The organism is Bradyrhizobium ottawaense, from assembly GCF_900099825.1.
GTDB classification, from domain to species: Bacteria; Pseudomonadota; Alphaproteobacteria; order Rhizobiales; family Xanthobacteraceae; genus Bradyrhizobium; species Bradyrhizobium ottawaense_A.
Genome location: NZ_LT629693.1, coordinates 3,186,412 through 3,211,396 on the forward strand (window position 1 = coordinate 3,186,412; position 24,985 = coordinate 3,211,396).

At 57.1% G+C, this 24,985-nt stretch carries 27 protein-coding genes; 19 read left to right on the forward strand and 8 right to left on the reverse strand.

What is annotated here, in order from left to right; translation table 11 throughout:
• The 10 genes from BLR13_RS14970 (at position 1) to BLR13_RS15020 (ending at position 8,323) form a co-directional block, all read left to right on the forward strand.
• Complete coding sequence (locus BLR13_RS14970; protein WP_143039736.1) at positions 1-252, forward strand: hypothetical protein; 252 nt, start codon at positions 1-3, stop codon at positions 250-252.
• Between the two features lie 196 nt (positions 253-448).
• Positions 449-706: a hypothetical protein gene (locus tag BLR13_RS14975; protein ID WP_074822629.1), complete on the forward strand. Its 258-nt coding sequence runs from the start codon at positions 449-451 to the stop codon at positions 704-706.
• A gap of 20 nt (positions 707-726) precedes the next feature.
• Positions 727-1,101 (forward strand): hypothetical protein, encoded by a 375-nt coding sequence (locus BLR13_RS14980; protein ID WP_157793702.1) that lies wholly within the window; start codon positions 727-729, stop codon positions 1,099-1,101.
• 31 nt (positions 1,102-1,132) lie between these two features.
• Complete coding sequence (locus BLR13_RS14985) at positions 1,133-1,657, forward strand: hypothetical protein (RefSeq protein ID WP_074822622.1); 525 nt, start codon at positions 1,133-1,135, stop codon at positions 1,655-1,657.
• A gap of 660 nt (positions 1,658-2,317) precedes the next feature.
• A complete protein-coding gene (locus tag BLR13_RS15000) occupies positions 2,318-3,202 on the forward strand; it encodes a hypothetical protein (protein ID WP_074822613.1) in 885 nt (294 codons plus the stop codon).
• A complete protein-coding gene (locus tag BLR13_RS15005; RefSeq protein ID WP_074822610.1) occupies positions 3,202-3,597 on the forward strand; it encodes a hypothetical protein in 396 nt (131 codons plus the stop codon). Before BLR13_RS15000 ends, BLR13_RS15005 begins: the two co-directional genes overlap by 1 nt.
• 168 nt (positions 3,598-3,765) lie before the next feature.
• Positions 3,766-3,999, forward strand: coding sequence for a hypothetical protein (locus BLR13_RS15010; RefSeq protein WP_074822608.1), 234 nt, complete (start codon positions 3,766-3,768; stop codon positions 3,997-3,999).
• A gap of 192 nt (positions 4,000-4,191) precedes the next feature.
• Positions 4,192-6,645, forward strand: a complete 2,454-nt coding sequence (locus BLR13_RS15015) for a bifunctional DNA primase/polymerase (protein WP_074822604.1) — start codon at positions 4,192-4,194, stop codon at positions 6,643-6,645.
• 862 nt (positions 6,646-7,507) lie between these two features.
• Positions 7,508-7,666 carry a hypothetical protein gene (locus tag BLR13_RS40160; protein WP_157793703.1) on the forward strand — a complete coding sequence of 53 codons (159 nt, stop codon included), beginning with the start codon at positions 7,508-7,510 and terminating at the stop codon, positions 7,664-7,666.
• 342 nt (positions 7,667-8,008) lie between these two features.
• Complete coding sequence (locus BLR13_RS15020; protein ID WP_074822601.1) at positions 8,009-8,323, forward strand: hypothetical protein; 315 nt, start codon at positions 8,009-8,011, stop codon at positions 8,321-8,323.
• Here BLR13_RS15020 and BLR13_RS15025 read toward each other — a convergent pair.
• The 3 genes from BLR13_RS15025 to BLR13_RS40170 all read right to left on the reverse strand — a co-directional run bounded on the left by BLR13_RS15025 (position 8,318) and on the right by BLR13_RS40170 (position 9,878).
• A complete protein-coding gene (locus BLR13_RS15025) occupies positions 8,318-8,659 on the reverse strand; it encodes a hypothetical protein (RefSeq protein ID WP_143039734.1) in 342 nt (113 codons plus the stop codon). The genes BLR13_RS15020 and BLR13_RS15025 overlap by 6 nt on opposite strands.
• 56 nt (positions 8,660-8,715) lie before the next feature.
• A complete protein-coding gene (locus tag BLR13_RS40165) occupies positions 8,716-9,216 on the reverse strand; it encodes a nucleotidyltransferase family protein (protein ID WP_143039733.1) in 501 nt (166 codons plus the stop codon).
• A 311-nt stretch (positions 9,217-9,527) separates the two neighbouring features.
• Entirely contained in the window at positions 9,528-9,878 is a 351-nt protein-coding gene (locus BLR13_RS40170; RefSeq protein WP_143039732.1) for a hypothetical protein, read from the reverse strand.
• Positions 9,879-9,997: 119 nt separating this feature from the next.
• Between BLR13_RS40170 and BLR13_RS15035 the strand changes: the two genes are divergently transcribed.
• Complete coding sequence (locus BLR13_RS15035) at positions 9,998-10,444, forward strand: hypothetical protein (protein WP_074822594.1); 447 nt, start codon at positions 9,998-10,000, stop codon at positions 10,442-10,444.
• 196 nt (positions 10,445-10,640) lie between these two features.
• On the opposite strand, the gene drt3b is transcribed toward BLR13_RS15035, so the two are convergent.
• The 3 genes from drt3b to BLR13_RS15050 form a co-directional block, all read right to left on the reverse strand.
• Positions 10,641-12,593: an antiviral reverse transcriptase Drt3b gene (gene drt3b, locus BLR13_RS15040; protein WP_083387610.1), complete on the reverse strand. Its 1,953-nt coding sequence runs from the start codon at positions 12,591-12,593 to the stop codon at positions 10,641-10,643.
• Positions 12,586-13,812: an antiviral reverse transcriptase Drt3a gene (gene drt3a, locus BLR13_RS15045; RefSeq protein WP_074822589.1), complete on the reverse strand. Its 1,227-nt coding sequence runs from the start codon at positions 13,810-13,812 to the stop codon at positions 12,586-12,588. Before drt3a ends, drt3b begins: the two co-directional genes overlap by 8 nt.
• 158 nt (positions 13,813-13,970) lie before the next feature.
• Positions 13,971-15,335, reverse strand: a complete 1,365-nt coding sequence (locus tag BLR13_RS15050; protein ID WP_074822586.1) for an integrase family protein — start codon at positions 15,333-15,335, stop codon at positions 13,971-13,973.
• Positions 15,336-15,847: 512 nt separating this feature from the next.
• Here BLR13_RS15050 and BLR13_RS15055 point away from each other — a divergent pair.
• The 8 genes from BLR13_RS15055 (at position 15,848) to BLR13_RS15085 (ending at position 23,047) form a co-directional block, all read left to right on the forward strand.
• Positions 15,848-16,576 carry a hypothetical protein gene (locus tag BLR13_RS15055; protein ID WP_143039731.1) on the forward strand — a complete coding sequence of 243 codons (729 nt, stop codon included), beginning with the start codon at positions 15,848-15,850 and terminating at the stop codon, positions 16,574-16,576.
• Between the two features lie 359 nt (positions 16,577-16,935).
• Positions 16,936-17,166 (forward strand): helix-turn-helix transcriptional regulator, encoded by a 231-nt coding sequence (locus BLR13_RS40175; protein WP_143039730.1) that lies wholly within the window; start codon positions 16,936-16,938, stop codon positions 17,164-17,166.
• On the forward strand, positions 17,163-17,846 hold the full coding sequence (locus tag BLR13_RS15060; RefSeq protein ID WP_074822577.1) for a hypothetical protein: 684 nt from the start codon (positions 17,163-17,165) through the stop codon (positions 17,844-17,846). Before BLR13_RS40175 ends, BLR13_RS15060 begins: the two co-directional genes overlap by 4 nt.
• A 190-nt stretch (positions 17,847-18,036) precedes the next feature.
• Positions 18,037-18,612: a hypothetical protein gene (locus BLR13_RS15065; RefSeq protein WP_074822574.1), complete on the forward strand. Its 576-nt coding sequence runs from the start codon at positions 18,037-18,039 to the stop codon at positions 18,610-18,612.
• A 160-nt stretch (positions 18,613-18,772) separates the two neighbouring features.
• A complete protein-coding gene (locus BLR13_RS15070) occupies positions 18,773-19,453 on the forward strand; it encodes a hypothetical protein (protein WP_074822571.1) in 681 nt (226 codons plus the stop codon).
• A gap of 214 nt (positions 19,454-19,667) precedes the next feature.
• Positions 19,668-20,606, forward strand: coding sequence for a hypothetical protein (locus BLR13_RS15075; protein WP_074822568.1), 939 nt, complete (start codon positions 19,668-19,670; stop codon positions 20,604-20,606).
• 327 nt (positions 20,607-20,933) lie between these two features.
• Entirely contained in the window at positions 20,934-21,491 is a 558-nt protein-coding gene (locus BLR13_RS15080; protein ID WP_074822563.1) for a hypothetical protein, read from the forward strand.
• A complete protein-coding gene (locus BLR13_RS15085; protein WP_083387609.1) occupies positions 21,488-23,047 on the forward strand; it encodes a DNA primase family protein in 1,560 nt (519 codons plus the stop codon). The genes BLR13_RS15080 and BLR13_RS15085 overlap by 4 nt, the downstream gene beginning before the upstream one ends.
• A gap of 693 nt (positions 23,048-23,740) precedes the next feature.
• Here the strand turns inward: BLR13_RS15085 and BLR13_RS15090 are convergent.
• Both BLR13_RS15090 and BLR13_RS15095 read right to left on the reverse strand, forming a co-directional pair.
• Positions 23,741-24,259 carry a hypothetical protein gene (locus BLR13_RS15090; RefSeq protein ID WP_143039729.1) on the reverse strand — a complete coding sequence of 173 codons (519 nt, stop codon included), beginning with the start codon at positions 24,257-24,259 and terminating at the stop codon, positions 23,741-23,743.
• Positions 24,260-24,524: 265 nt separating this feature from the next.
• Complete coding sequence (locus BLR13_RS15095) at positions 24,525-24,968, reverse strand: very short patch repair endonuclease (protein ID WP_074822555.1); 444 nt, start codon at positions 24,966-24,968, stop codon at positions 24,525-24,527.
• Between the last annotated feature and the right edge of the window lie 17 nt (positions 24,969-24,985).

Here is a 24,985-nt window from a genome sequence, read left to right on the forward strand (position 1 = left end):
ATGCGCGGGACCGTAGTGTTTTGGAAAAGAGAATATCGCGACCCCACTGAGGATTTTAGTTGGGGTTTCATCATGCCCGAAGGCAGCAACCGTCGAGATGCAAATGTCCGCGTCTACTTCAATTCGAAATCGGCGCGCTACTCGCCGGTCAAGCAAGGGGACCTCGTCGAGTACGAGATCAAAGTGTTTCGCGAGCCGCGTCCCGACAGACCCGGCAGCGCCGCAAGCAAAGTCGAAAGGGTCGAACAATGAGCCAGCATCAGCGTCCTCATCCTCGTCAAGACCGTCGAGGCATCGGTCGAGCAGTAACTCGGCCCCTCGCGAAACCATCGAGACCATCTGGGGCGAGGACGACTACGAACCGTGGGACCGCAATCAAAGGCGACATCGGTAAGCTCGGACGACCCGTGACAACGTAACAACGAAAACCAAGAGGGAGAACATCACCATGGCAACGAACATCGTAGGCTCGAAAGAAAAATCGCAGACCGGACGCGGACAAAATCAGGATCAGACGCCGGTCACCACGAGCAAAAAGCTCGCTGCAATTCCAAAAGTTTCGCCGCCCAACGCGAGCGCCGACGCTGGCGATTGGCAGACGCGCAAGATCAGCGGGAAGGCCATCAACACTCACTCCGGCATGCTGGCGAACCGACCCGGCCATGACGGCAAGGTCCCGCCGACGACATCCTCGCGTCGCCGCTAATCAGGAATTGGTCGCGGATAGTGAACTCATCCCTGCGATCAATGAACCGCCGCACGGCCCTTGGACGGGAGACCGTGCGGCGGACCTCTTTTCGAAAAGGAATGTCCCCGATGTTGGAAATCAGAAATCAGTTTGGAGTGATTGACCTCGCGGTAATTGATCCCGACGAAGTTGCAAAGCTCACCGACCCCCAGCAGGAAAAACTTTCGACGCTCTGCACCGCAGTGAAGCGCCGCGAGGCAGCGCAGGAGCGGCTATTCGCAGCCGTGCGCGCCGTCAACGTCGCGACCATCGAGCAGACGAATGCTCTGGCCGCGCATCAACGCGCCAATCCGCCGCCGTCATTCATGGATTTGCACGCCGCCAGCGTGAAGGCGTTCAACGAAACCAAGTGAAGCGCGCCACGCGCAGAAAGGTCCCCATCCCATGGCTCAAGATTTAGACGCCGACCTCCCCGAATACGTCGGAGCCGACAAGTCAACCCGCGCCGACCCGCCGAAGGGCAAGCGCAATTCAACGTCCCCGGCAGTGACAGCAAGTGCACCATCGGTCGCAGTCTACACGCCCCCGGCTCCCGGCTCGACGCATCCGCGTGAGCCGAAGCTCGCCCCGGCGAAGCGCCTCGACGCGGCGGAGGAGGCTCTTCGCACCGCGCAGACGGACTTGATGTCGGCACGCGGCGAACTCACCGCCGCGCAGGCAGCCGAGAGCGAGGCCGAGCTTGCATTCGCGTCGTGCTTCGCCACGATCTCCCCCGACGAACTCCTCCGCCAGCACGCCGCACGCGCGGCGCAGGAGCGGGCGGAGCGGGTTGCACGCGGCGAGACGCCGGAGGCGAAGCCCGCGCCGACGCACAACCGGAGCCCGGTTGATGTGGCAGCCGCGTCGAGGCCGAAGACCAACCGACAGGCCCCGTCTACGCCCCTCCGCAGTAACGTAATTCGGCGGTGACCCGTGAAGCAATGGCTCGAAGACAAAATCGAGGCGGACAAAACGCCGGAGCTAAGGCTCGCGAACCGTGTCGCGCGCTATGAGACCTCGCGGCAATTCCGCGATCACCGGCTACACCTCGACCGTGCCCTCCGCCGTATCGATGGCTTGCGGACGTTCCGCGATCTCCCGGCCTACAGACGGCGGGGCGATTGATGAGCATCACAGACAGCCCGGAGCGTGACGCCGCGCGCAAGCGCGGAGATGTGCGCTACATCTCGACCCGGCCTTGCCCTCACGGCAATGTCGGCGAGCGGTATGTCTGCAACGATGAGTGCCTTTGTCCGAAGTGCAGGAAACAGCCGGAGACCTACGTCTCCGACGAACCATGCAAGCACGGACACGTCGGCGAACGGTTCGCATCGAATGGCGCTTGCGTCACTTGCATGCGCGGCAGGAGGCGGAACCGAGCGCGCGTGCTCGATGATCCCGCTCGCTCTGTCGCACGTGAGGAGGGCCGCAAACGCTACATGCCAGCAAAGCCGTGTTACGTCGGCCACGTCTCCGAGCGGTACGTCTCGAATAACATCTGTTGCGAGTGCTCGGACGCCCGCCAGCGCAAGATCATGGGTACGCTATCGCGCGACAAGCATATACATCCGACGAAGTGAAGAGGCCAACATGATCCGCGACCCATCAAAGCTCTATGACGCCCTCACGCTGATCAGCGAAGGCGTCACTCGACCCACGGCCATCGCCAAGGCTCTGGGGATTGTGTATCGGACCTACACCCTATGGATGGTGCGGTCTAACTCCGGCGATCCCGAGTTCATGGTCGAGTATCAGGGCGAGCAAATGCAATGGGCCGCCGCGATCAAGCTCGCGACGAAGCTCGCCGCGCTCGAATTGCGCGGGATGGTTTTGCAGGAAAGCGTTTTCGGCGTCGAGGAGGTCCAGATTTTCCAAGGTCAGGTTGTTTGGCAGCTAGACCCGGAGGCGTGCAAGTGGGACGAAGACACGCGCGAGATGTTGGGCTTTCGCCGCGACGGCCTCCTCGAACGCGATGGCAAGCTAGTCCCGGTCACGATCAGGAAGCCCGCACCATGGGCGCAGCGCCAGCGCATACTGGAGGCAAATTTCGCCGACATGCGACCGTCGCAGACGATCACTAACAACGTCAACTTGAGCGGCGCGGTCGGAGTTGGCTTCGTGCCGAAGCCGAACTATAGCGCAGGCCCGCCGCCGGTCCCGCCGCCGCCGCCAATGCCCTTGCTGGAAAATGTCACGGACGCGGAGGTCACCGACATTGATGACGATGATTTCCTCGGCCCGGAACCCGCTCCAGCCGCCGCGCCGATCAATATCATCCTCGACGTGAAAGCCCCGCCGGAGGAGCGTATCATCCGCGACATGCCGACCGCCGCAGAGACACCGGCCGCGCAGTCCGGCATCCTCACGCCGCCCCGTGCATTCGACGCGCCTCCTCCTCGGCCCGCGCGCTCGCCGCTCGAACAATCGCTCTATGACGCGCTGGAGACCGCACGCCAGAAACGGGACGGCGGCTAATGACAGACAGCAGCGAAGACTTCCTCGGCCTCACGGACGCGGCAGAGCGCCGCCTCGCGCAGGGTCCGGCCATGATCACGGGCGAACCGCTCGGCCCGTTCGAACTGGCCGCGCTTGAGGAGATGAGCCGCAAAGACACCGACCCGAACGCGGGCCTAGTGGTTTTCACCTCGACATCGGAGGACGGCGTCGAGACCCTCGACCAGCCGCTCGTTTGGCAACGTGTCATGCGCTGGCCGCGTCCGCCGACCGTCGAGGAGGTCGAGGCGTGGCAGGCGAACGCGCGGGCCGCCCGCCGTGCCCGATGGTGGGATAGGCTGGCAGCCGCGAGAGCGCGGGACGAAGAAGCAGCCCGGCCCGTCCGTGCGGCAAAGCCGGGAGGCGCTACGAAGTAACCCGGTCACCGGGCCGCCCCTAGCCGGGCTTCCCATTGGCCTCCAGAGATCGCGCTCGCCGGGAACGTCCCCCTCCTCGGTTTGCGTGGTGCGCGCGTCCGCTCTGGCCTCTCTTGGCGGGGCCGGAGTGGCGCGTCGCGTCGCATACGTGAAGAGGGAGACAGGACCATGGCGAAGCTACGAAAGAACCCAGAGGACCGGACGCCGGTCGAGCTTGAGCGCGCGATCATGTGCAACAAACTGATCAGGGAGATTTGCCTGCACGAAATGAGGATGGCGGACGCGACGGCAGCCGAGCAAGGCCGCGCCTCTACACCGGACGATCACTACGCCGCGAAGTGCTCGACGCATGACATCCGGCAGGCGATCTATGCGAAATTTATGGATGAGTACGAGATGTAGTTTGTCCCGTACGCGATCAGCGATGAGAGTTGATTTTGTCCCGTACGAGACGAAAATTTTCGCGTCCCAACACTATAGACAGCGCAACGACCTTGTGAACGTGATGCGCTGAAACGACAAAGGCCCCGCCGACGAGGCGAGGCCATTGAAGGAAGTTCGGGGTTCGCGGCCCCTAATTCAGGAGCATTTAGCATGACGAATAAAGCACAAAGTGCCGAAAAATTCAAGCCCCGTCAGCGAACCGCAGACATCGGCCTCGGCTATCTCGATGAACATTTCTACCGGAGGTTCATCTTCCCCATCAAGCCGGGGAAGAAATTTCCGCCGACTATCAAAAACAATCTCGAAGATGCGAGCAACGACCCCGCGCAAATCAGGGCGTGGGCAGAGGAATGGCCGGGATGCAACTGGGGCGTTGCGCTCCGCAAGTCAAAGCTCCTCGTCGCCGATGTGGACACCAACCCGAAAAAGGGCAAGGTCGGTCAGGCGACGTATGATGACCTCGACCTCATCTACGGCTGGCCGGAGACGGAGACCACGTTCTCACCGTCCGGCGGTTTCCACAAAATCTATGAAGGTTGGGCGACCGATGAGCATCCCGAGCACATCATGGCGCTAGGTGCCAATGGCCTCGGCAAAGATATCGATTGCCCAAACTATCTCCTCATCCCCGGTTGCGTTTTCGATGACGGCACATCCTACACGTGGAACAACGTCGAGGCCGTCCGTGCTCCCGCGTGGATGTATGAAACCATCCGCGCCGCAAAGACGAAATCGCGCATCGCGAATGCGGGCGAGGTTGTCGTCGAGCTTGATCAGGATCGAAACATCGAGCTTGCAATCGACTTCCTGAAAAACGACGCGGAGCCGTCCATCCAAGGCTCCCTCGGAGACTTCAATCTCTTCAAGGTCGCAGCGTACCTCAAAGATATTGGCATCTCGCAACAGCTAGGTGCGGAGCTATTGAACGAATACTTCAATCCGCGTTGCGAGCCGCCGTGGGATATGGATGACTTCGAACGCAAGATGGCTTCGGCGTATACGAGTGGCAACCTATCGAAGGTCGGCGGCAAAACTGCCGAGGCCGACTTCGACGGCGAGGCCGAGGAGCCAATCGTCCCCATGGGCGACGCGAAAAAGATCAAGCGCGAGAAGGCCGAGCGCGAGGCGCTACAGCAGCGCGAGGCGTCCAAGCCCGTCAACGTCGGCGCTCGCAAATACACGCGGGCCGAACTGGTCGAGCGGTGGGTCTACGTCCGAGGGCTGGAGCGGTTCGTCTGCCGTGATGATCCTCCGCCGCGCGCACGTGGCGCGGACTGGGACCCTGACGTAAATGAGCGACCGATCTACAGCGCATCGAAGTTCGATAAGGCGTTCATGTCGGTGCGAAAGAAGACCGATGGCGGACGCATCTCGGACGGGCTTCTCAGTGAGAAGAAAGGCGGCATCGCGCACTTTGAGGGAATGGTTTATCGGCCCGGCTCGACGGAGTTCGCTGGAGAAAATTATAACGTCTATCGTCCGTCACCGATCAAGCTCGCGCCCGCCGACACGGATGAGGCGCGAGACGATGTCGCGATGTGGAATGCACATCTCGACTATCTCTTTAAGGACGACAAAGAGAGCCGCGACCATATGCTCAACTTCATTGCATGGCGCATCCGGTATCCCGGAAAGAAGATGAAGCACGCCCTGATTTTGCAGGGCGAGCACAAGGGCACGGGGAAAAGTTTTATCGGGCGCATGATGACCGAAATCCTCGGCCACAATAACATTGCCTATCCGCGTGAGAGCGATCTCAGCAACAAGTTCAACGCGTGGGCCGCCGCCGTCCAACTTGTTATCATCGAAGAGCTTCGCGCGGTCGATAAGCACAAGATCAAGTCCAACCTACACCCGATGATCACCGAGGAGGTGATACCCGTCGAGTTCAAGGGAGTGGACGCGAAAAAGTTTTCGAACTGCTTTGGCATCTTCGGGATGACGAACGGCGACGCCGCGCTCAGTATCGACACTGGGGACCGCCGCTATCTGGTCATTCGAACGATGGCCGTCCCGCGCGACAAGCCATCGTATGGCGAGGGCTTCGATCCGCTGTACTATGAAAAGCTCTTCGCCATCTTGAACCGGCCCGCGTCCATCGCAGCCATTGGCTGGGAATTGCGCGAGCGCGATCTCGGCGGCTACAACGCACAGGGCTCGGCACCGATGACCGCCGCCAAGGCCGACATGATCGACGCGGGCGGCCCGCCGCTGCAACAGTGGATGATAGAGAACGCTGGCACGTGGCCGTTGTGCGCTCGGCTCACAACCGTCGAGGAGATTGTGCAGATTGTGCCGAGGCGTTTCCATGGGGCGTACCTTGATCAGAACGTCACCACGGCATTGAAGGCCGCGTTCAATGGCGCTCGCGCCGGTCGCATCCCGGTCAACGGCACAAAGCGCCACCTCTGGAGCATAAATAACGAGGTCGAGGTCAATCGGCTGATCCGTGAGCGCGACGCCGCGAGCAAGGCCGGGGAAGCCGTCAAGGTGACGAACCGCAACACCGCACTGGCCGCGATCTACCTCGGCGACCTCGCGGCAGCTAAGCGGACCGGGGCCGCGACCGATGGCTCCGATGGCCTCGATGAGGTCGAGGTGTGAATGGCCGGGGCCGCGTGCCAGTTGACAAGGGACGGGCGGACCGGACCCCAGCCCAGAGCAGGCGGAGGGTCTAGTCCGCTATGTTAGCCTACAGCCGCAGGGGTTTCTTGCACTAGCGGACTACAGACCGGACCTAACACCCTCTACTCCTCCCCACATATACGCTCTTACATTCTGAATATAGGGAAAGGGTCTAGGCTGTAGTCCGCTAGTGCAAGAAACCCTTATGGTTTGGGCACAAGTAGCGGACTAGAGGGTCTAGTCCGGCTCTGGTCCGGCTCTGGTCCGCTCTATCAGGCAGTTGCGAGCCTTTTCCCATATTACCTAGTCAATTGTATGCGAAGTGGTACAATAATCGATCCTCGGCGCAGATCGACGGGCGCGTTAACCTTACCAATTAACCATAACAACCTCTGAAATCCCCAGCGACCCCTTGCTGGCGTTAACCTTATTATTTGGATTAACGCTTCGTTACACCCCCGGCCACATGGCGGGATGGTTAACGCGCCCAGCTATGCGTTTACCCTGATTTGGCAGTGGCACAGGTCTTGCGCCTCCCCGAAAAGATTCCATAACGGACATTACGCGCATCCAAATCCCATAATACTACAGCGCGCTCGCTTTCGCATCACAACCTATAGTTAATGAAGGGTTAACGCGATCCAACACCCCGGCGGCGAAGGTGGGTATGGTTAAGAGATACGGGGTAGGCCCGGATTGCCATGGTTAACGCGAATTGCCTATGGCCCCTAGCTCACGCTCTGTTTTCGACCTTCAACCTGAAAACGAAATTTAGAAAAACACCCGTAAAGTTGGAAAATGTTTTCGCGGCCCAGCGCAGGCCCGTGGTAGGTTGTCCGGTATGAAGGCGACCAAACCCCAGCCGCACCGAGCCGCCGCTCCAGAGCCCGGCCCCAGCGCGTTCGCCGAATGGATGCGCGCCAATGTCGCCCGCGAGATCAAGGCGGGCCGTGTCCGCTCGACCGTTGATGACGACGGCGTCGAGCACGCGATCAACTAAAGAACGACAGGGCGCGGCGGTATGGGTTGTTTCGATGGTCAGCCTCGATAGCATCCCTTCGACGAGGTCCGGCCCGCTACTTTCTGTCGTACACTACCATCTGGGGATAGTACGGCGTGGAGTCGCGTGCCAAGGTTCGTAGGAAAGAACCTACCAATGCTGCGTTGAGCCCATGAAGACGCCCAGCCCCGAGTGAAGCAACGCGCCAGAGCGGCCCGCGAGCCTGTCCGGTACGGCCCCGCGTGGGGACGATGGATCAAGAGCAACGTGCGCCGCGATCTCGCCAGCGGCGCGCTCCGCGTCAACGCCAAGGGATGACGCTGCACTAACGGGGGAAGAAGGATGCCGCTACTTTGGAGAAGGCTCGCTTGGTTCGCCAGCTTTGCAATCGCTGTGGCGTTGGCGCTGTGGATGCGAAGCTCAGGCTATGGTTGGTTTGCGACGCTCGGTCTGGCGGCAATCGTTTGGGTCGGCCTACCGTTCGTCATCGCTCAGATTTGCGCCGCGTTCGTATTGAGAGGCTTTCACGACCGCGCGCAGCATGGCGATGGGCTCGCGGAAAAGATTGCGGAAGCTGTCAAGGGGCTTCCGCCAGAGCAACAGGTCGAAGTGGGTAAGCGGATGATCGATGAGAGCTTTGACAAGCGTTCTCTATAGCGCGTCCTCTTTTCTTACCACGACGACAGCGGAGACGGCCCCCAACAGAGCCCACGTTACGCCACTGATCCCGACATTGAAGAGGCTCATTCGAAAGCCCGACCAAATCATCAGAGCCGAACCGGCGGCGATGATTACCAGAGCAATGACCCCCATCACCATGAGGTCGAATGTTGAGTAATTCTTTTCACGTCTCGCGATCAGCGAGCCCATGAAGCCGAAAGCACCCGCGTAGCAGAGAGCGCACGCGACGAGCGCCGACGCGCCGACCATCGCCGAGGATTTGAACATCGCTTGAACGCAAACGATGAGCGTAACCAGCCAGAAGATCAGCACTATGCTGCTTCGACTGAGGAACGCGCCAATCAGTGCTCTAGTGAAACCTGATACGCTCATCGGGGCCATACCTTTACCCAGGCTTTCACAATCGCCGTTCCCGGCTCGGCGGGAGTAATAGGTTCAAGGCTTACGTGGCGACCAACGATAACTTCAAGTTCGCGCTGCCACTGTTTTCTGAATGCGATGAAGTTCGCGAACGCCCAATTGTGATCGCCGGTTGGTGGCATTAGGCCGAGGCCGAGATCAACGTCACTATGTTGCTTTGAAGAGCCATCGGCTCGGCTGCCGAACAACCATAGCTCGCGAACGTTATCGTTCTTGCTTGCCCATTCGCCCAAGCCGCGAAGCCACTCGTCTTGCATATCCATCGCGGCTTCATTTTTCACTGGAGGCACCCGCGATTTCTCATTTTCTCCAATGTCGCCTGTTTCAAATAAGGATCGATAGTTCGGTTCGCCAAAAGCTGAAATGCAGTGTCGCACCATTGTTGAGGTGACAATGACGTCGGTCGCTGTACTCGCTTTCTCGGCTCCAGAAACATTTGATGCGGACAATGGTTAGCCTGCCCGACTGCGACGTATTCCTCCTTGCGCGCGGGCGAAGCGTTTGGGTTTTTAAGTGCGGCATCGACAATCTCGCACCACTCTTGGCTCGGCACCGAGGGTAGGGAGGTTGGCGGAGGCACATTCGGGGAGCTTGCGAGGAGATCGGCGGTTGAAGGTTCGGCATAAGCGCCAGTTGTGAACAATAAGACGAGAGCCCCGGCTTTTAAGATCTTCATTTCCGCCCCCATCAGTGCACATGATTTCGGATAACGCTCCGCACGAACGCCAGCTTTGCGACGCCGCACTGACGATAACACCACTCACTTATAACAGGTTTGTCCGCCCCAAACGTTAGCCTTGCAAAAGCTACCTCCCGATCCAATTGCTTTGTTGCACTCGCGCAGCAATGGGATGCACGCCCCCGGCGTTTCTGCCTCACAATCTTTTCGTAGGTCGGTGCAACTGCAATAACCCGCCGTGAAGCTACCTTCTTCCTTCACGATAGCAGTCAACATTTCATCCACGATGGGCTTTTTCCCATCTGCCCAAACGAACTTGCCTTGGGTCTGGCAAATCTCGGGGAAGCGGCTTGCCGCTGAGCAGGGCGATACAATCGCCGCGCCTGTCAAGCCCATAAGCGCCACCAATATCCATCGCTTCGTTGTTCGCATCGTTTGGTCCCCTCACCTTGCTGTAAATGTAACCGCGATGGGCGGTAGGGCTCAAGGTCGATCCGCCCCAACATCTGGGGCGATTGCAGGAATGAACGCGGCGCGCTCTGATGCGCCCCATGGCTCCGAAGCACCATCCGACCCCGCTGTCCGGCGGCGACCGCAAAGCCCTCAAGAAAGAGCTTTCGAAATCGCGGACGATGACGACCATCCTCGCTGAGCGCGCGGCGGAGAAGCGGCAGGAAGGCGAGGCGCTGATCCGGGAAGCCGACAACCTGGCCTGTCAAAGCTGGAACGAAAAGATGTGGTCGGACGGCGGGCCAATCGACCCGAGCCCGACTATCGATCAAGCGATTAACGGCGGCTTCCCATGGTTGGAGATCAAGTGCAGCCGATGCCTGACGCCGCGCGATGTCGATCTTGCCGTGTTGCCCCATGTTCCGACGACATGCGTGCACGATCTCGCCGGGCGGCTGGTGTGTCAGAAGTGTCGGAAGGCTGGAAGGCGTCCGACCGCTACGCTGCTGCAACTTGCGCCGCACCGAAGGCATCAAGCTAACGATTAGGAACGCGAGGCGTCTCGCCGTGTAACACAGGTGAAGGAGCCGCCCTCAAGCATCAAGTGTGTGCGAGCTTGCGCCCGCCCGTATGGAACTATGCAGCCGAGTAATTACCCCGACCGTCGTCACCCCTTACGTGGCAGCGGAGTAAACTCCGCCGGTAGCTGTCTTGAGCGGCCCCTCCGGGATCATTTCTACATGCTTAATAGACTGCTCTCAACTCCTTCTTTCGGAGGTGGTTGAGCAAATCAATCTGTTTCCAGTTTACGAACCACGGGAAACGCTCGAACTCAGCGACGAGCACGTTTGAGTAATGTGAACTCGACACCTCAAGCTGTCTCAAAAGGACCAATGCGCAATCCCGTCGAAACACTTTTGATAGGAACGGACACGCAATTAAGTCCATTAAAAAGTGCGCGTCGTGCGAAACTCTCCTTGGCATCGCCGTTGGCAAGAACTGCTTCTTTAACTTGTCTTCGACTTCGCTGATAAATTGGGGATCGGTCGAACCAAAATAGAACAACAACGATATGATCGAAAAATAGTCCACGTTATCATCATCAATCACGCGCCTTCGGATGTCGTGAACGTTGGTTCTGTAACTTGGCGGCAATTCAGTGGACGCCAGAATTATGTTCAACATCTCAATGGGAACGCACTCGGTCATAGCAATACTTGAAAGGCTAGGGTTCGTAACAACCTCTTGGATGAGTATCCGAACCCTCTCGTAAATGTGCTCCGCTGTCTCAGGCAGGTTATCTTTAAAAAAGCGGACCGACAAAATCGTCGCCTTTGCCACTTGGTACGAGGTCGTTACCGTCGCGTGCACAGTAAAAAAGTAGAACAGCGCCGACAAAAGCGTATCAAACACTTTTGCATACAACTCTGCGTCTTTTCGAACCTCGACGGGAGCCGAAGAGAAACTAGCAATCATCATCTCTAAAGTGCTGCTAATCGAACCGACGATGTATGGACTGACATCTTCGTAACCCGCCTCTCCGTTAGTACAAGCCACTTTGATATCGTTCGCAAACGTTCGAACGACAGACTTTGGCTCTCGGATGCTCTTCGGCAGAGAAAGACGCAAACTCAGATCAACTTTAGATATAGCTTCGCGGAATTTGTTAAGCGCAGGAGACGCTCCAGAAATTATTTGGGAACGTCTCGTCTGCAATGGCCTCGGGATCGTATGGGTCTTCTGTTCGTTTAGATGCAAATTGAAAGTCAACAGGGCGTCCGAGATGGCCCGTTGAATAATATCTAAGGTCTCGGACCTATTTGCAAAGATTACGTAATCGTCGATGTATCTGCGAATTGAGTAGTCGGTGCCAAACACCAAGCCTGAACGCTTCGCCCTTCTAAGCACCGCGACATCAACGGATTGAAGAATAATCTCAGCAAATATCCTAGAGATTTCCGCTCCGACAGGAATACCATTTGTTTCGTTGTAGTTTGAATATTGCATCAATGCATCGAAGTCATTGGCAAATGAAACTGCTGTCGGGTGCTCCTTCCCGTGCTGAATATCTTTCACCGCCCACGCAAGAGTGTGACTATAGATAGATGAAAAACACTTGGAGACATCCGTTAGACGCATCATTGAAAACGTTTTCTCTAGGCCTACGAACTCCTCCGAATTGAAAAACTTATAAAACCGCTCATGCCCGGCGTACGCGAAATACGATCCCGGATTTCTGACCGTCTCATCGTGCAGGAGCATATCGATAGCCGCGCCTTTGTATTGCTTCCTTTCGGCGGTCCTCGTTACATAAAATACCGAGCTACCGACTTTTACGGGTCGCCTAAGCGACACATCCGAGTGGCGACAAAAGTACGGCAAAAGCGGCCCGTACTGCTCGTAGAACTGGCACGCTCTTTTTTGCGCGGCGGGATGCGCCAAGCTCAATTGCCGACTGGCAGTGTGTGTTAGCCTTATACGATAGCGGTAAGGTATAGTGTAGCGCTCTGGATTGTCGTAGATCAACGCGCTGACAATCCGCTGCATACCGGGAGTTCGCGGCGTTCTGCGAATATTCAAGTGGAAGCCATCGTTTGAAAATACGATTGGGACGTCCATCGGGGCGGTTTCAGTCAGTACGGCCCGATCAGCATTGCTTCTGTCAATGTTGCCTCGCCGCAGAGGGGTCCTAACCATCGCGCCAGCACCGCCTAAGTTCGCCCAACTCCGTCATCGGGAAATTGTAGAACGTGCGTTGATTGAAACTTTGCACGAAATTGTATTTGAGAAGAGACCTGCGCACTTTAGCGGGGGCCTTAGTAGCCAAGCGCCTCGACAATCGATTTCGCGTTCCGATTAAGAGGGAGCGAAAGAATGTATCGAGTTCGGCGAGCGCAGCCTGCGAATTGACCCTTCTATAATTACAGTAGAGGCCCGTATTTCGAGACCGTCCTATGGAAAAGTCGCGAACGTTATAGTTCCCGGTCAGCACTTGTAACCTTCGCTCAAGTTTTCCTATGTCGCCATCATCTAGAAACGCCCCTATCGAACAACAGAGGCGCGTCTTTAGGCGCGCGATCTTCGTACCGGCGATCGTGATTTCCACTTCACGAGCAAGCCTTCTTTCTGCGTTCCGCGTACTTTCATGTATCGAAAAATTGTAACCGAGATAGTCGAATTGGCCCAGAGTTGCTCGACCATCTGATTTTGACTGAACCGGGATTTCGATCCGTTTAGTTTTCTTGTGATTTAGCTCAAGACCTAAAGGAGCAAGCAACCTTCTAATCTTGCGAGCGAAATCCTTTGGATTTTCACGCCCGCTAGTGACGATAACAATATCGTCGACATACCTCGCATGGAAGTACACTTCGGGAAGGATCGAAAGCTCACCGTCAAATCGTTGCAAGGTAAATTCGGAGAGGGTGGCACTCAACTGGACGCCGCGTGGCAGACCGATGATACCCCGCGAATGCAATTCGTTTAAATAGTGCTCAAGAACTAAAGCGGCGCTCCTAGGCAGCGTGGAGACATTTGCCAATTCATCGAAAAGACGCTTGGTATCTACACTTTCAAAGAAGGCCTTGATGTCAAACTTATAGATGCGGTGCGGGACACCTTCCGCTAGCACCGTTCCCAGACGGCGGATGATCGTATCACGATCCGATGGTCTGATCTTCGTCGCTTGTCTGATTAATCTGTTTAGCCCGCGCAGCACGACCGAATGAGGCGTCGATCTCACGCGGTAAGCTACCTTTCTTTTAATCAGCACTGGCTCTAGCTTAAGAGTAGTAAATCCGTATTGGACAACTGTTGTCGCACGCTGCGCCAATTCCTCAGCGTCATAGCTTCCGGCTACGCAATCATCATTCAGCAGGTCTTTTGAGTGAATGCAGTTTGATAGAAACTGCTTGTTCATTCCAGCTAGCAATGGACGCCCCCCTAAACTATTGGTAGCATTTTAATGGAGGGCGTCAATCAGTACAAACGTAGTGATCCGCTTGCGCATATACAGTCTCATTGGCGCACGCGCTTGCCTATCACCGTCTCGCAGTCTGGAGAGCGGTGATGCCGATCTCAACTTGTCGCGGCGGCTTTGCTTTTCTTGGGGGTCGGCATATCGGGTACGAGTGGCGTGTCGTCATGGCTGCCGAGCTTGAGCCCGAGCAATCCGAAGACGTGTGCGCTGATCTTCTCTTGCGCTTTCCGAAGTGCGGGACCGTGAACCACGATCAATTCGGCGATGTACTTCGCGGACACGCCTTCGAGCGCGTGACCCATCAGGAAGTGCGACAACGTCTCCGATATCCCGAGACTGACGTGCAGCGTCTTGAACGTATGCCGAAGGGCGTTGCCAGCCATCGGTAGGCCCGTCCGTGACGGCATCTGACGACAGCCGGGAAAGACGAGATCAGGGTCAATGATCTCGTGGTGCGGCCTCTTGCGGGGAACGATGCGAACCTCGCCACGCTTCATTCCGCGCAGGCCCTTCATTGTGATGGTCGGGCTCGTGAGCGGGGCATTGAGGGCGAGATCAACGGCGTACTCAATCTGCCAAGTCATCGGCAACGTGATGTCTTTACCGGCCTTCGCGTTCGGGATGGTGAAAGTTCGGGCCTTCCGATCAATGTCCTGCTTTCGGATGCGAGCGCCCTCCCCAGGCCGGACGCCGGTCAACAGACAGAACAGAAAATATCCGCGCTGCACCGGGCTCTCAATGTCATCCCATGCTGTGCGCCACTTCTTGAAGTCGTTCGGCGCGAGCGCGACCTGAGCGGCTTCTTCCTTATTCCACTGCACCGACGAAGTCGGGATACGATCTAGCGACAGGGTCACGTCACGCGCGGCGCGATGGTTGTAGGTCGCACGGATTAGTTCGCAGGCTCGGTTTGCCGAAACAGGCCCATGAACGCGGGTCACTTTCCCGTGCCATGCTTCGACGGCCTCGGGGTCCTGCGCCATCGCGTGCAGCGTCCACTTGCCCCATTGCGGCAGGATGAGGCTATCGCCGAGCTTGACGGCGTTGGCGTGATGACGCGGCGGCTTGCCCTTATCACGGGCCTTGCGGAGGAGCTTCTCCAGATAGCCCGGCCAAGCCCTCTCGAAGGTCACGGCGTCGCGCTTGCCCGGGGCAGCCTTCCCGTCTGCGACCGAACCGGCGAAGCTCACAGCGCGCTTACGAGCCTCCTCCGCATCCACCTCGGGATAGGTGCCTAGCGACTTGAAGACCATCTTGCGGACGCCGTTTTTCATCCGCTGGCGACGATATCGCCACACCATCGAACGCGGGCCGACGTGAAGGAAGAGGCCCTTTAATTCACTATCGGCATGATGACCATGGACCTTCGGGTCTTCTTGAAAATCGCAGAGAGCATCGATGCTCTTCGCGAGATCAACCGACTTTCGTGTCCCGGACTTCTTGGCTTTTCGTGTTGCACTCATGTTGCACTATGCCTCGGTAAGACATTGGACTTCTCAAAGTCCGCTGTTCGAAGATAGTGCAGGAAGTGCCTGGAAATAGCGGGTTTCTGGGCGTTTCTGGCATCATGGTGAAGATCGGCTGAAATGCTTGGGAAGCTGCCGTTCTACCATTGAACTACGCCCGCAATTTCTATCTATAAATCAGGCGCTTACGCGACTTTCAAGCCTGATTTTCGTCTCGCATCGTTGTGTCATCGTGATGTCGGCTGAGAACCCCGACCCTCGTTTTATAGACTGCTCTCAAGCCACCTTCAATGTTCAAGCATGCCGGGGCGAGCATCACCGGCGCGGAACGCAATTCGCATCTCCGTAAAGCCACGCTTGTCAAAAGCGTACTGCTAATTTGCTCGCTGCAATTTCAGCGAAGTCCTTAAGGACCTAGCAACGTGAGAGCGCCAGACTAGTTGAGGCTTCAGCTCCACGATAGGCAGGATCGTAAAATGCCATTTTTCGGGCCTCTCGGAATTATGATCTTGCTCGCGTTCTTGAACGTTAAGTTTCCTGACGCGAACGTTTGGACGTGGGCAGCCATACTGTTCTTCGGCCCGCTCGTTTGCGCGGCGGCCTATGGCTTGATCTGGCACGAGTTATTGAAGCCGCTGTTCCTCCGCGCGCGGACGACCGAACTGGCGCCCGCCACCACACGTCCCAAGTACAAAGTTTCCATGTGGCTCATCTTCAAAATCTGGGCCGGGTGGTATGTATCCAAAGCCGCGCTCATCGGACTGCTCTACTGGGCAGACGTCCCGCTTTCTAACCGCATCTACAATATCGTTATGGTGGGAGCACTATTTGTAACTTTTGGGATTTGGGGCATCTGGGTAGGGCTGTTGAAACCTACTTTACAGGACGGCACTGCCGCAAAGACGACCGAACCGGCGACCAGGAAGTCCCTTGCAGCACTCCAAGCTCCTTCAAGTTACAAGGCGCCGAAGTGGGTTGTCGAGGGGCTGATCATCGCGGCGATATGGGCTGTCTTCGAAGCGGCGCTTCTCCTGTGGGCTTATTGGTATGGTGCGCCGCCTACCGCGCCGATCTTTAATCTCGCCCCAGTGATTGCGTTCGTTATGGCCTTGATTGTCCGGCGCACGATCTGGACCGCACTAGTAAATCTGCTGTTCTTTCCTGCCCCGCCGCGGGCTTCTCGCAAGCCTTTCTCGGACAAAGTCGAAGAGTTCTGGGCGGACAGCCCACGCCGATGATCTAAAGCACGTCACTGACCAACGCCACGCGGCAAACCAAAGCGGGCTGCTGACCGAACGGTATCCTTAATAGCATTTGGAATGCCAGCTCATACATAACCGGAGTGCGCATTCCGTGATTGGCAGAACCGCACCTTAACCATCGCGAGAAGTCCTTCTTGACGGCGGATGCTTCGGAAGGCGATAAGCTCGCCTCGTCGGAATTAGTTGAACTGCACTCCACCAGAGTGCTTGGGCCAGCCAGACAAAGGCGGCAGAACTCCCGGCACCGAGAGCCCCTATAGGTCTCCGGTTCATCAGGGACGCTACAAGTTCAACGGCAACCCTCCAATGTGCGAAAGCAGTGGAGGTTTTTTGTTGTGCGTAAAGAACTCAACCAGCCTGTATTCCTGAAGACGGCCACACTGCTCGCACGTTACGACGGCGTGTCCCGGATGTGGTTAAACCGTCGCATCAAGCACGATGGTTTCCCCGCGCCTACTCGCTTTGGCACGACATCAACACCCCTTTGGCGGCTAGACCTTGTCGAGAAATGGGAGCGTGATCAATCCGCGCTCGGTCTCGTCTTCGAAAAGAAGGCGGTGGGATGATGTCAGCCATCCCCAATACTCCCGACGAGCATCTGGCCGAAGCCAAGGAACTCATCGCCCGCGACGAGGCGGGTGACCGGGAGCGCACCACCGAACAGCGGGTTCTTCACATGGGAGCCGCCGAGCACATCGCGAAGGCGATGACGCTGGACAACCGGCTCACTCAGCGCAAAGTCGCCGACAGGATCGGCAAGAGCCCAGCGTGGGTCAACACACTCATTGCATGGCGCGCGAAGAAATACGAGACGCCGACCGCGTTCGGTCCGCAGGCAAAGGAAGCCCGCGAGAAGTCGCGTTTAGATCCGACTAAACACACGAAGCCGAAGGCCACGACAGCAGAGAAGGTCAACGCTTCAAGAGCCAAGCACGAAGCCGAGGCCGCGAAGGCCAGGGCTCAAGAGGCCAAAGCCAGACAACGCGAAGCCAAAGCCCAAGCCGATCGGGCTCGCGCCGAGGCCCGTAAGGCGCGCGAGCAAGCGAAAGAAACTCTTTGTCGTATATTCCACGGCGGCAAAACGGCTGACATCTCTGCCGAGCAGCGTGAGAAGATGATCAAGTTTCTCGGCATGCTTGGCAGCGAACACGATGGCGAGCGCGCCAACGCCGGGAAGATGGCTGATGTTCTCCGCACCAAGCTCGGCGTCGCGTGGGACCAACTCATCGTGGAGGCCGCGCGATGACGGCACCAAATCGCTAAAGCTAATATCCATGGCGAGAATTTAATAAAGCGCACGCCGTTAAACGCTGATGCACGACAGCGAACGTTGCTGCACGCTCCGATGACAACCGGCACTGAACTAATAACCCCGCGCACCATTATCGTCGTGCACTACGAGCCAACAACGAGTGACACTACGAGAGGACCGACCCATGGCCATCAACAAGTTCTTTAATACGACACGCATCAACGCCTTCATCGTCGAGAAGAAGCTGCCGCCGACGTGCGCCATCGACATGGAGCTGGCGTTGCTCGACGCCCTCGACGAAGACGACGAAGTAAAGAATGTCGCTGCGCTCGAAGATTGGCTGCAACAGCGCCCCCATCTGGTAGCGCCGGAGAACCGCCGCTCGCCGGTCAACATCGCATTGGAGCGCGCAGCGTTCGGTCAGGGCAACGCCACTGCTCGCAGCACCCTCTTCCGGGAATACGGCGAGTATCAGTATGCCGAGCGAATGGCGGATTGGGGAGCGTCACCGAGGACCCTTAGGCCGGGACGCGAACCGGGCACTTCAACGGAAGAGGTCGTCGAGAAGGCGGAGAAGATCGTGAGGTCCGACAACGAGAATGCGAACAATCCGTTCAACCCGAAAAAGAAGTACTCGTCGGATCAGGCTCGACAGAACGAAATCGGAAAGTTCATCACGTTCTTCGGCACAAAGTCCGCAGCAGCCGCCGCCAAGAAATTCGGAACGGACCTGGCGGGCCGTCCGCTGCGTCCCTCGTAACACACAAGTCTTCGCCGCCGCACGAGTACCAGCAATAAAGAGCTTCGGTCGATGGCTGACCGATACGAGCGGAGCCGGGCGTTCTCGAAGTGGGGGCCGCTCCCCCTCGCCGCGTTTTGGCCGGACTCCGCTTAGATTTTTCAACAGAAGGAACCACCCCATGCAAAGTATTTTTGACGCTCAAGGACTGCCCCGACGTGATCTCGACGAGAAATCGATTGCGAAGCTCTCGAAGCCTCAGCAAAAGGCTCTGTTCGCTGTGCAGTCCACCTACTTGGCGTCTGACGAAGCAGAGGTGGAGTTCATCGCCACCGAGAAAGCGACGCGCTCTGCCGCTCAGGACCTCAAGAAACGTATGGCTGAGTACGAGGCGGTCGTTCCGAGAAGGACATTCTACGACGAGTGGAAAGTCACCGTCGCAAAGCAGCCGGAGAGAACGATCTCGTCGGAGAAACAGGCGCAAATTGAGGCCGCGCTGCAGGCTGTGGACCACGCGAACGTTGCGCTTGAGCAACGCCGCGCTGCCGAGTTTCCCGCCAAGCAACGGCGCAAGGAAGCCCGACAGGCATTTGCTAACGCGCTCCGGGACTGGAGCCTCGTCGATGGCCGACCGAAGTCCGTAAGCGATCTAGTCAAGGAAAATGCCAAACGCGAAAGCGATCGCAAACTCGCGCTAATTGCAGCGGGACTTCCACCCGATCATGACGCGGTTCAATCCTCTGTCGGCGACAGTCACCTCGACCGGGTAAAAGCAAGCGGAGGTCGCGGTCACTCAGCTAACTTCGGGTACAACCGCAACTCGATGAGGGGCGCAACCGTGAAACCGCCCAGTCAGCGGTGAGCATCATGTCCGGCTACCATCCGCGCCCATGGCGACCGCGCAGGCTGAGCGACACTGCGGCAGCTGATCGGTCGAAGTATCTTAATGCCAGGATAAATGCCGCGATTGGCTTATGCCCCGCGCCGAAACATCCGCTGGATTTTGACGACAAGAAAACCCAGAGCGCGTCCTGGGGCAAGCGCGTTGTTCTGGGACCGAGAAGGAAATATTGATCATGCCGCTCACAAAGTACAAGCAGCCGGGCAAATTCGGCGAAGTGCTCGACAACATCCACACCTATGGCTCACTCGGAAAAGCCTCAAGAGCTAGCGCGGTTGACCCGTGGACGCTCGCACGCTGGCGCAGAATGTCAGAGGCCGGCGATCAGGATTTTCAGGATGTCGAATATCGGGGCGTGATCCAGCCGTTTCACCTTCACGTGGAAGACGCGATAGAGAACAGCGTCGATGAGATCGAAAGCAACTTCCGAGCTACCGCGCGCGACGGATACTGGAGGCCGGTGATCTGGCACGGGGACTACTGTTTTGAACCTGATGAGGCCGCGGAAGCCATGAGCGAGACAGAATTTCAAGACGCCGTTGAGCTAGGCCTCGCATGGCCGGACAAAAAGCGGCGCGTTAAAAACGAGGAAACCGGCCGGTGGGAGCGCGTTAAGATAACCGAGTGGATAGCGCCGAGCGTTGACGCGCAGGTGAAGGTGTTATCGTCATGGTCTGACCGTTACGCCGACAAACGTTCGCTCAAGCTCGATATGAATGTGAACCAGACCCTTGGCGTGACCGTGATCGGCAGTAGGCCAAGCGTTGCTCCTCCGCTGCCCGCACTTGAAACAATCCCGCCCGAGATTGCCAAGCCCAACGAAACGACAAGCGAAGCCATATATTCGGAGATCACTAACGAACGTTCGCTCGACGAAACGAGAACGGACCTCGCCGAGCAGGCGCTGGTGGAGCAGCCGGTAGGAACTGAAAACCTCCTCGACATGGAGCAGCGTGATATTTTGCAGCGTATGCGCTCGCACAATCCGCTTGCGCGTGAACTGGCGCAGAAGGCGGAGGACAATCTAAAGCGGCGCATCGCAGCTGGAGACCCCGATGTTGATCCTCGCCGGACGGGAAGAGGACCGACGCCCACCGGTTTCAAGGTGGTCTGATGCCTAAATTTGACTTCAAGCGCCGACGGCGCGGCAACGAACCTCAGAGCCTGGGGCTCGTGGTCGGCCTGCGAGCTTTGACACCTACACAGAATGGCGGAGTTGATGAGCTTGCAGTGTGGGAACAGGCGTACAGGCGCAAGGGGAGACCGGCAGTCGTCTTCGAAGAGGATGAAGATAACGTGCCATCATCATAAAGCGGGACGCCCGACCGGATCAGGGTCGAGCGTTTCAGACGCAGGCAGGCAGAGAACCAATGTCGTACAAATTCCAACACCACTGTCAATCCCAGGCTCGGCCCCCCGGCCAATCCCCGGAGGGCCGACCATGGCGAATTTAGATGAATTGCGGAAGCTCGACGCCGACACGCTCGGGGACATGCTCGACAACGCCGAGCGAGACTTTTTCGCCGCCGACGAGGCCGGACTGACGATGGTCGAAGGAATGGCTGGCATATGCAAGCGTCATAGGGAGATCGGCATTGCGTACTTCGGGGTGATACGGAAGCCACTACTTGCCCGCGTGAGAATGTTGGAGCGGGTCATATCGTCTAAGGTGATCACGCCGCACCAGTGGAGCGCCGCCGATGACGCGCACTGTGAAGCAGTTGCTCGACTGCAACTCATGTATGCCGCAGGCCGTGAGTTCTACACTACACGCGAGCACTGCGACGCGGAGGCACGCGAGGAGTACACCGAAGCCATAACGGAGATTTACTGGCAGAGATTTTGCGAGCTACGCGACACCGAGAAGCTCATCGACAGCGCGCGCAGAGAGGGCCAATCTATCAGGCGAAGCCTCAGGTCGCCCACAGGATACGTGAAAACGGGCAAGCATGTTCGCGGCGCTGATGGCGTCAAGATCCCGGTAGTGAGGAAGCAATGATGACACCGAACCCGTCTTCAGCCGACCCCGTAGTGCTGTCAGCGGCAACGCCGCAGCTCAGCGCGTCTAAGTTCAAGGCCACTGAGTTTCCAACGCTCATCTGCTATCAGAATGAGTGGATGTCTTGGGATGGTGCGGCTTATCAGGGGCTCGAAGCCGAGACTGTTGAGGCTCACCTGAGCGCGTTTATGGGTAACGCAAAGACGGCGACATATGAAGAAGTCACAGACCCGGAAACCGGCGACGACAGGCGCGCCGTCAAGCTGACGCCGTTCAATCCGAAGTCGCGCGATATCAACGATGTGTACAAGATGCTCAAGCATCTGTGTCACGTGCCGATCGGTACGATGGACCCGCCGTCGTGGCTTAAAGGCACACCAACGCAATATGCGAAGCTCCTCCCGAAAAACCTAATAAGTTTCCAAAACGGATTGCTCGATATCGAGACGCGCGTATTGCATCCAGCGACGCCGTTCTTTTTCACCCGAACCGCATTGCAGATGAACTATGACCCAAACGCGCCGGAGCCGACCCTATGGCTTGAGTTCATGCGGCAGGTAACGAAGGACCGACAGCCGCTCATTGAACTTACTCAGGAAATGCTGGGGTATCTCATCTCGACCGATACCAGCATGCACAAAATATTTTTCCTTTGGGGTCGTCCACGCTCGGGAAAAGGAACCATTTTGCGCATCACGACCGCGCTCGTCGGCGAGAAGAACATGCGCTATCCGAGCATCGAGACGCTGGCGGGTCGGTTTGGTATGCACAACCTCATCGGCGGCTCGGTCGCACAGATCACTGATGCAAATACGATGGACAACCGAGACCTCGGCAAGTGCGGTTCGCGGATGAACGGTATCAGCGGCGAGGATGGGCAAACGGTCGAGCGCAAAGGCATTGGCGATTGGAACGGCAAAATTTCGGTACGTTTCCAGATTGCAGGCAACACGCTGCCGAACTTCGGAACCAATACGGTTGCGATGGCGACGCGGCTCTTGATCATTCCATTCGACGAGACCTTTGAGGGCCGGGAAGATCGCGCGCTAACGGACAAGCTCATCGCCGAGCTTCCCGGTATTTTGAATTGGGCGTTGGTCGGGCTCGACCGCTTGCGACTGATGGGCGACTTCGTCGAGCCGAACGACAGCAAGGTCGCTAAGAAGCGGCTCGTGCATCTGTCCGACCCGATACATGGCTTCGTCGAGGACTATTGCGTCTTGAAGGGTGGCGCAGGCGTCGATAGGGATGTGCTCTATGGTGCCTATGTTCGGTTCTGCGAAGGCAATCATGTGAAGGCTAAGGGCCTCGGAGAGTTCACCGAAGGTCTGCAAGCCATCCATTCGAGTGTGCTCACGGGCCGTCGCCGCAAAGGCAACGAGGCACAAGTTCACTGCTATCGCAACATCACCTTAAATGACGAAATCGCCGAGAAGGTCTATCAGGTCGACCGGGACGAAAGCGACGACCTCGGGGTCGGCGTGCTGATCACAATCAAGCGCGACGTTTCGGGCTGGCCGGTGCCGCGAGCGACCGGTGGTGACTTCGCACCCTAACCCTTGGCCATTTGACGACCGCTCGGCTTGTCATCGGATTGCGGGGAGATGGCTTGCGTGAGGATTGAGGTTTTTGGGGTGTGCAGACTGTGCAGCCTTCTCCATTACCCAGCTAAACTATTTGAGATGAATATCTACAAAGAACTCCGCTTTAGCCTGCACAGACTGCACACCTCTGACAATGGCTTGCGGGGGAGCGGCACGCGCGGACTAGGGACACCGCGATAAACGTCGATAGCGTAGCCTGGGGGGACCGAAATTAACCTTAACGTCTACAATTCGACCGACTAATCTTAACCAGCGTTAAAGACTTGACAGGGGGTCGCGTTAATGTGGAATTAACCACTAAGTCATTGATCGCACTGCGAGATATTCCATATCACCCCATACGCGAATGATGCTGCACCGCGTTTCACGTTACGTCCCATGGTTGGCACGATACTTGTCCCGCGCCAGGCCAGAAATCGAGCAATATAGCTAACGACGCGGTCCCTCGGGTCCTAGGATCGTTAACCAAGAGTTACCGGGTAGTCATGGTTAACGGGGGGTAAACGCCATTTGGCTATGTCCCCTTGGACGTTCACTCACTTTGAAAAACGATGGCGGATTTCAAAAAATAAAAATCTAAATGCTGCAAATTGTTTTCGACCTACCTCGTCCAGGTCGCTGCGTCGCATTCGTTTCCTAGCGCATCTAAGCTGGCTTCCGCAAAAGCCCGACCAATCTTCGAAATTCTAGGTCGTTTTCTGCCCCCTTCCATTTGTTCACGAAGCGGCAGACCACCTGAAGATTGTCGATAGTGTAATGTGCTTCGCTGTCTATTCTATCAAGCGAGCACAAAAGCGCGACGTCGTCGCACTTTCCATCGAGCTGAAGCGGGATACCCGTGATCGCGCATCGGCCGCTTTGCATATCCAACAGATTCCGAATGTGATCCGACAATTCGCTTGGCGTCAAAGGCAGTAGCTTATTTTTGATCCTTCGAACAACCGCTTGACCGTTTGCGTTCGCCGCAGTTCGTACAGCCGTCTTGGCCATTCTGATTGTTGTATTCTGCATCGCGACATCTTCGGGTGCACTGGCCGCAATATTTGCAACGTCAGCGATCTTCGCAAACTCCGCCTCGGAGATCGATCGGACACCTCGCTGGAAATATCCCTTCCGCTGTCCTCCGATCTCAAGATAGCCCGACCGTCCTTGCTTAAATGGCACGGGGCTATCGAAGGGCCGGTAGTTTAAGACCTCGCACCTTAGCCTGTCAGGGGTGTCTCCAGTAACCGACCCTACGATCCCCATGCCAAAATACACTTGAAGTTGTCGGCCACCCGCCCTCTTCCGACCCCGATAGTAGACAAACGCCAAGCCAGGCAAGATTATGCGACGATACATCTTGGGAAATTGGTAGGACACACCGGTATCGTCGTCGTATGAGATGCCCGACTCTGTCGCTTCATTCTCAGAAAAGACAAGCGGCATGCTATCTCACAGATTTAACTGTTTTACGCTGGTCACATGCAGAAAGAAATTTCTGAACACGTTTTTCAACAAGGGTAGGCTTTTTCAATTGGCATTCCCAGACTGTCAGCACACGCCAGCCTTGTTTCTTAAGCGCCAGCCTCACGGCAATATCGCGCGAAACATTCCTCTCAAACTTCGCTTTCCAAAACTCTATGCGCGTCTTCGGCATCGATGCTTTGCGGCAATTTGAGTGCCTATGCCAAAAACATCCGTGAACTAAAATTACAGACCGAAGCCTGGGAAACACCAAATCGGGTGTTCCCGGCAACTCCTTTTTGTGAAGACGAAATCGATAGCCCAATCGATGCGATATCGCACGAACGGCACGCTCCGGCCCGGTGTGCTGCGACCGTACCTTGGCCATCAAGGCCGAACGGCGATCTGGCGTCAACCTATCCGTCATAGATCTTCGACCGCATT

Excerpts from the sequence above, each read along its gene's own strand:
- BLR13_RS14970 (WP_143039736.1), top strand. The coding sequence starts at position 1 with ATGCGCGGGACCGTAGTGTTTTGGAAAAGAGAATATCGCGACCCCACT.
- BLR13_RS14975 (WP_074822629.1), top strand. The coding sequence starts at position 449 with ATGGCAACGAACATCGTAGGCTCGAAAGAAAAATCGCAGACCGGACGC.
- BLR13_RS14985 (WP_074822622.1), top strand. The coding sequence starts at position 1,133 with ATGGCTCAAGATTTAGACGCCGACCTCCCCGAATACGTCGGAGCCGAC.
- BLR13_RS15000 (WP_074822613.1), top strand. The coding sequence starts at position 2,318 with ATGATCCGCGACCCATCAAAGCTCTATGACGCCCTCACGCTGATCAGC.
- BLR13_RS15005 (WP_074822610.1), top strand. The coding sequence starts at position 3,202 with ATGACAGACAGCAGCGAAGACTTCCTCGGCCTCACGGACGCGGCAGAG.
- BLR13_RS15010 (WP_074822608.1), top strand. The coding sequence starts at position 3,766 with ATGGCGAAGCTACGAAAGAACCCAGAGGACCGGACGCCGGTCGAGCTT.
- BLR13_RS15015 (WP_074822604.1), top strand. The coding sequence starts at position 4,192 with ATGACGAATAAAGCACAAAGTGCCGAAAAATTCAAGCCCCGTCAGCGA.
- BLR13_RS40160 (WP_157793703.1), top strand. The coding sequence starts at position 7,508 with ATGAAGGCGACCAAACCCCAGCCGCACCGAGCCGCCGCTCCAGAGCCC.
- BLR13_RS15020 (WP_074822601.1), top strand. The coding sequence starts at position 8,009 with ATGCCGCTACTTTGGAGAAGGCTCGCTTGGTTCGCCAGCTTTGCAATC.
- BLR13_RS40170 (WP_143039732.1), bottom strand. The coding sequence starts at position 9,878 with ATGCGAACAACGAAGCGATGGATATTGGTGGCGCTTATGGGCTTGACA.
- BLR13_RS15035 (WP_074822594.1), top strand. The coding sequence starts at position 9,998 with ATGGCTCCGAAGCACCATCCGACCCCGCTGTCCGGCGGCGACCGCAAA.
- drt3b (WP_083387610.1), bottom strand. The coding sequence starts at position 12,593 with ATGGTTAGGACCCCTCTGCGGCGAGGCAACATTGACAGAAGCAATGCT.
- drt3a (WP_074822589.1), bottom strand. The coding sequence starts at position 13,812 with ATGAACAAGCAGTTTCTATCAAACTGCATTCACTCAAAAGACCTGCTG.
- BLR13_RS15050 (WP_074822586.1), bottom strand. The coding sequence starts at position 15,335 with ATGAGTGCAACACGAAAAGCCAAGAAGTCCGGGACACGAAAGTCGGTT.
- BLR13_RS15060 (WP_074822577.1), top strand. The coding sequence starts at position 17,163 with ATGATGTCAGCCATCCCCAATACTCCCGACGAGCATCTGGCCGAAGCC.
- BLR13_RS15065 (WP_074822574.1), top strand. The coding sequence starts at position 18,037 with ATGGCCATCAACAAGTTCTTTAATACGACACGCATCAACGCCTTCATC.
- BLR13_RS15070 (WP_074822571.1), top strand. The coding sequence starts at position 18,773 with ATGCAAAGTATTTTTGACGCTCAAGGACTGCCCCGACGTGATCTCGAC.
- BLR13_RS15075 (WP_074822568.1), top strand. The coding sequence starts at position 19,668 with ATGCCGCTCACAAAGTACAAGCAGCCGGGCAAATTCGGCGAAGTGCTC.
- BLR13_RS15080 (WP_074822563.1), top strand. The coding sequence starts at position 20,934 with ATGGCGAATTTAGATGAATTGCGGAAGCTCGACGCCGACACGCTCGGG.
- BLR13_RS15085 (WP_083387609.1), top strand. The coding sequence starts at position 21,488 with ATGATGACACCGAACCCGTCTTCAGCCGACCCCGTAGTGCTGTCAGCG.
- BLR13_RS15095 (WP_074822555.1), bottom strand. The coding sequence starts at position 24,968 with ATGACGGATAGGTTGACGCCAGATCGCCGTTCGGCCTTGATGGCCAAG.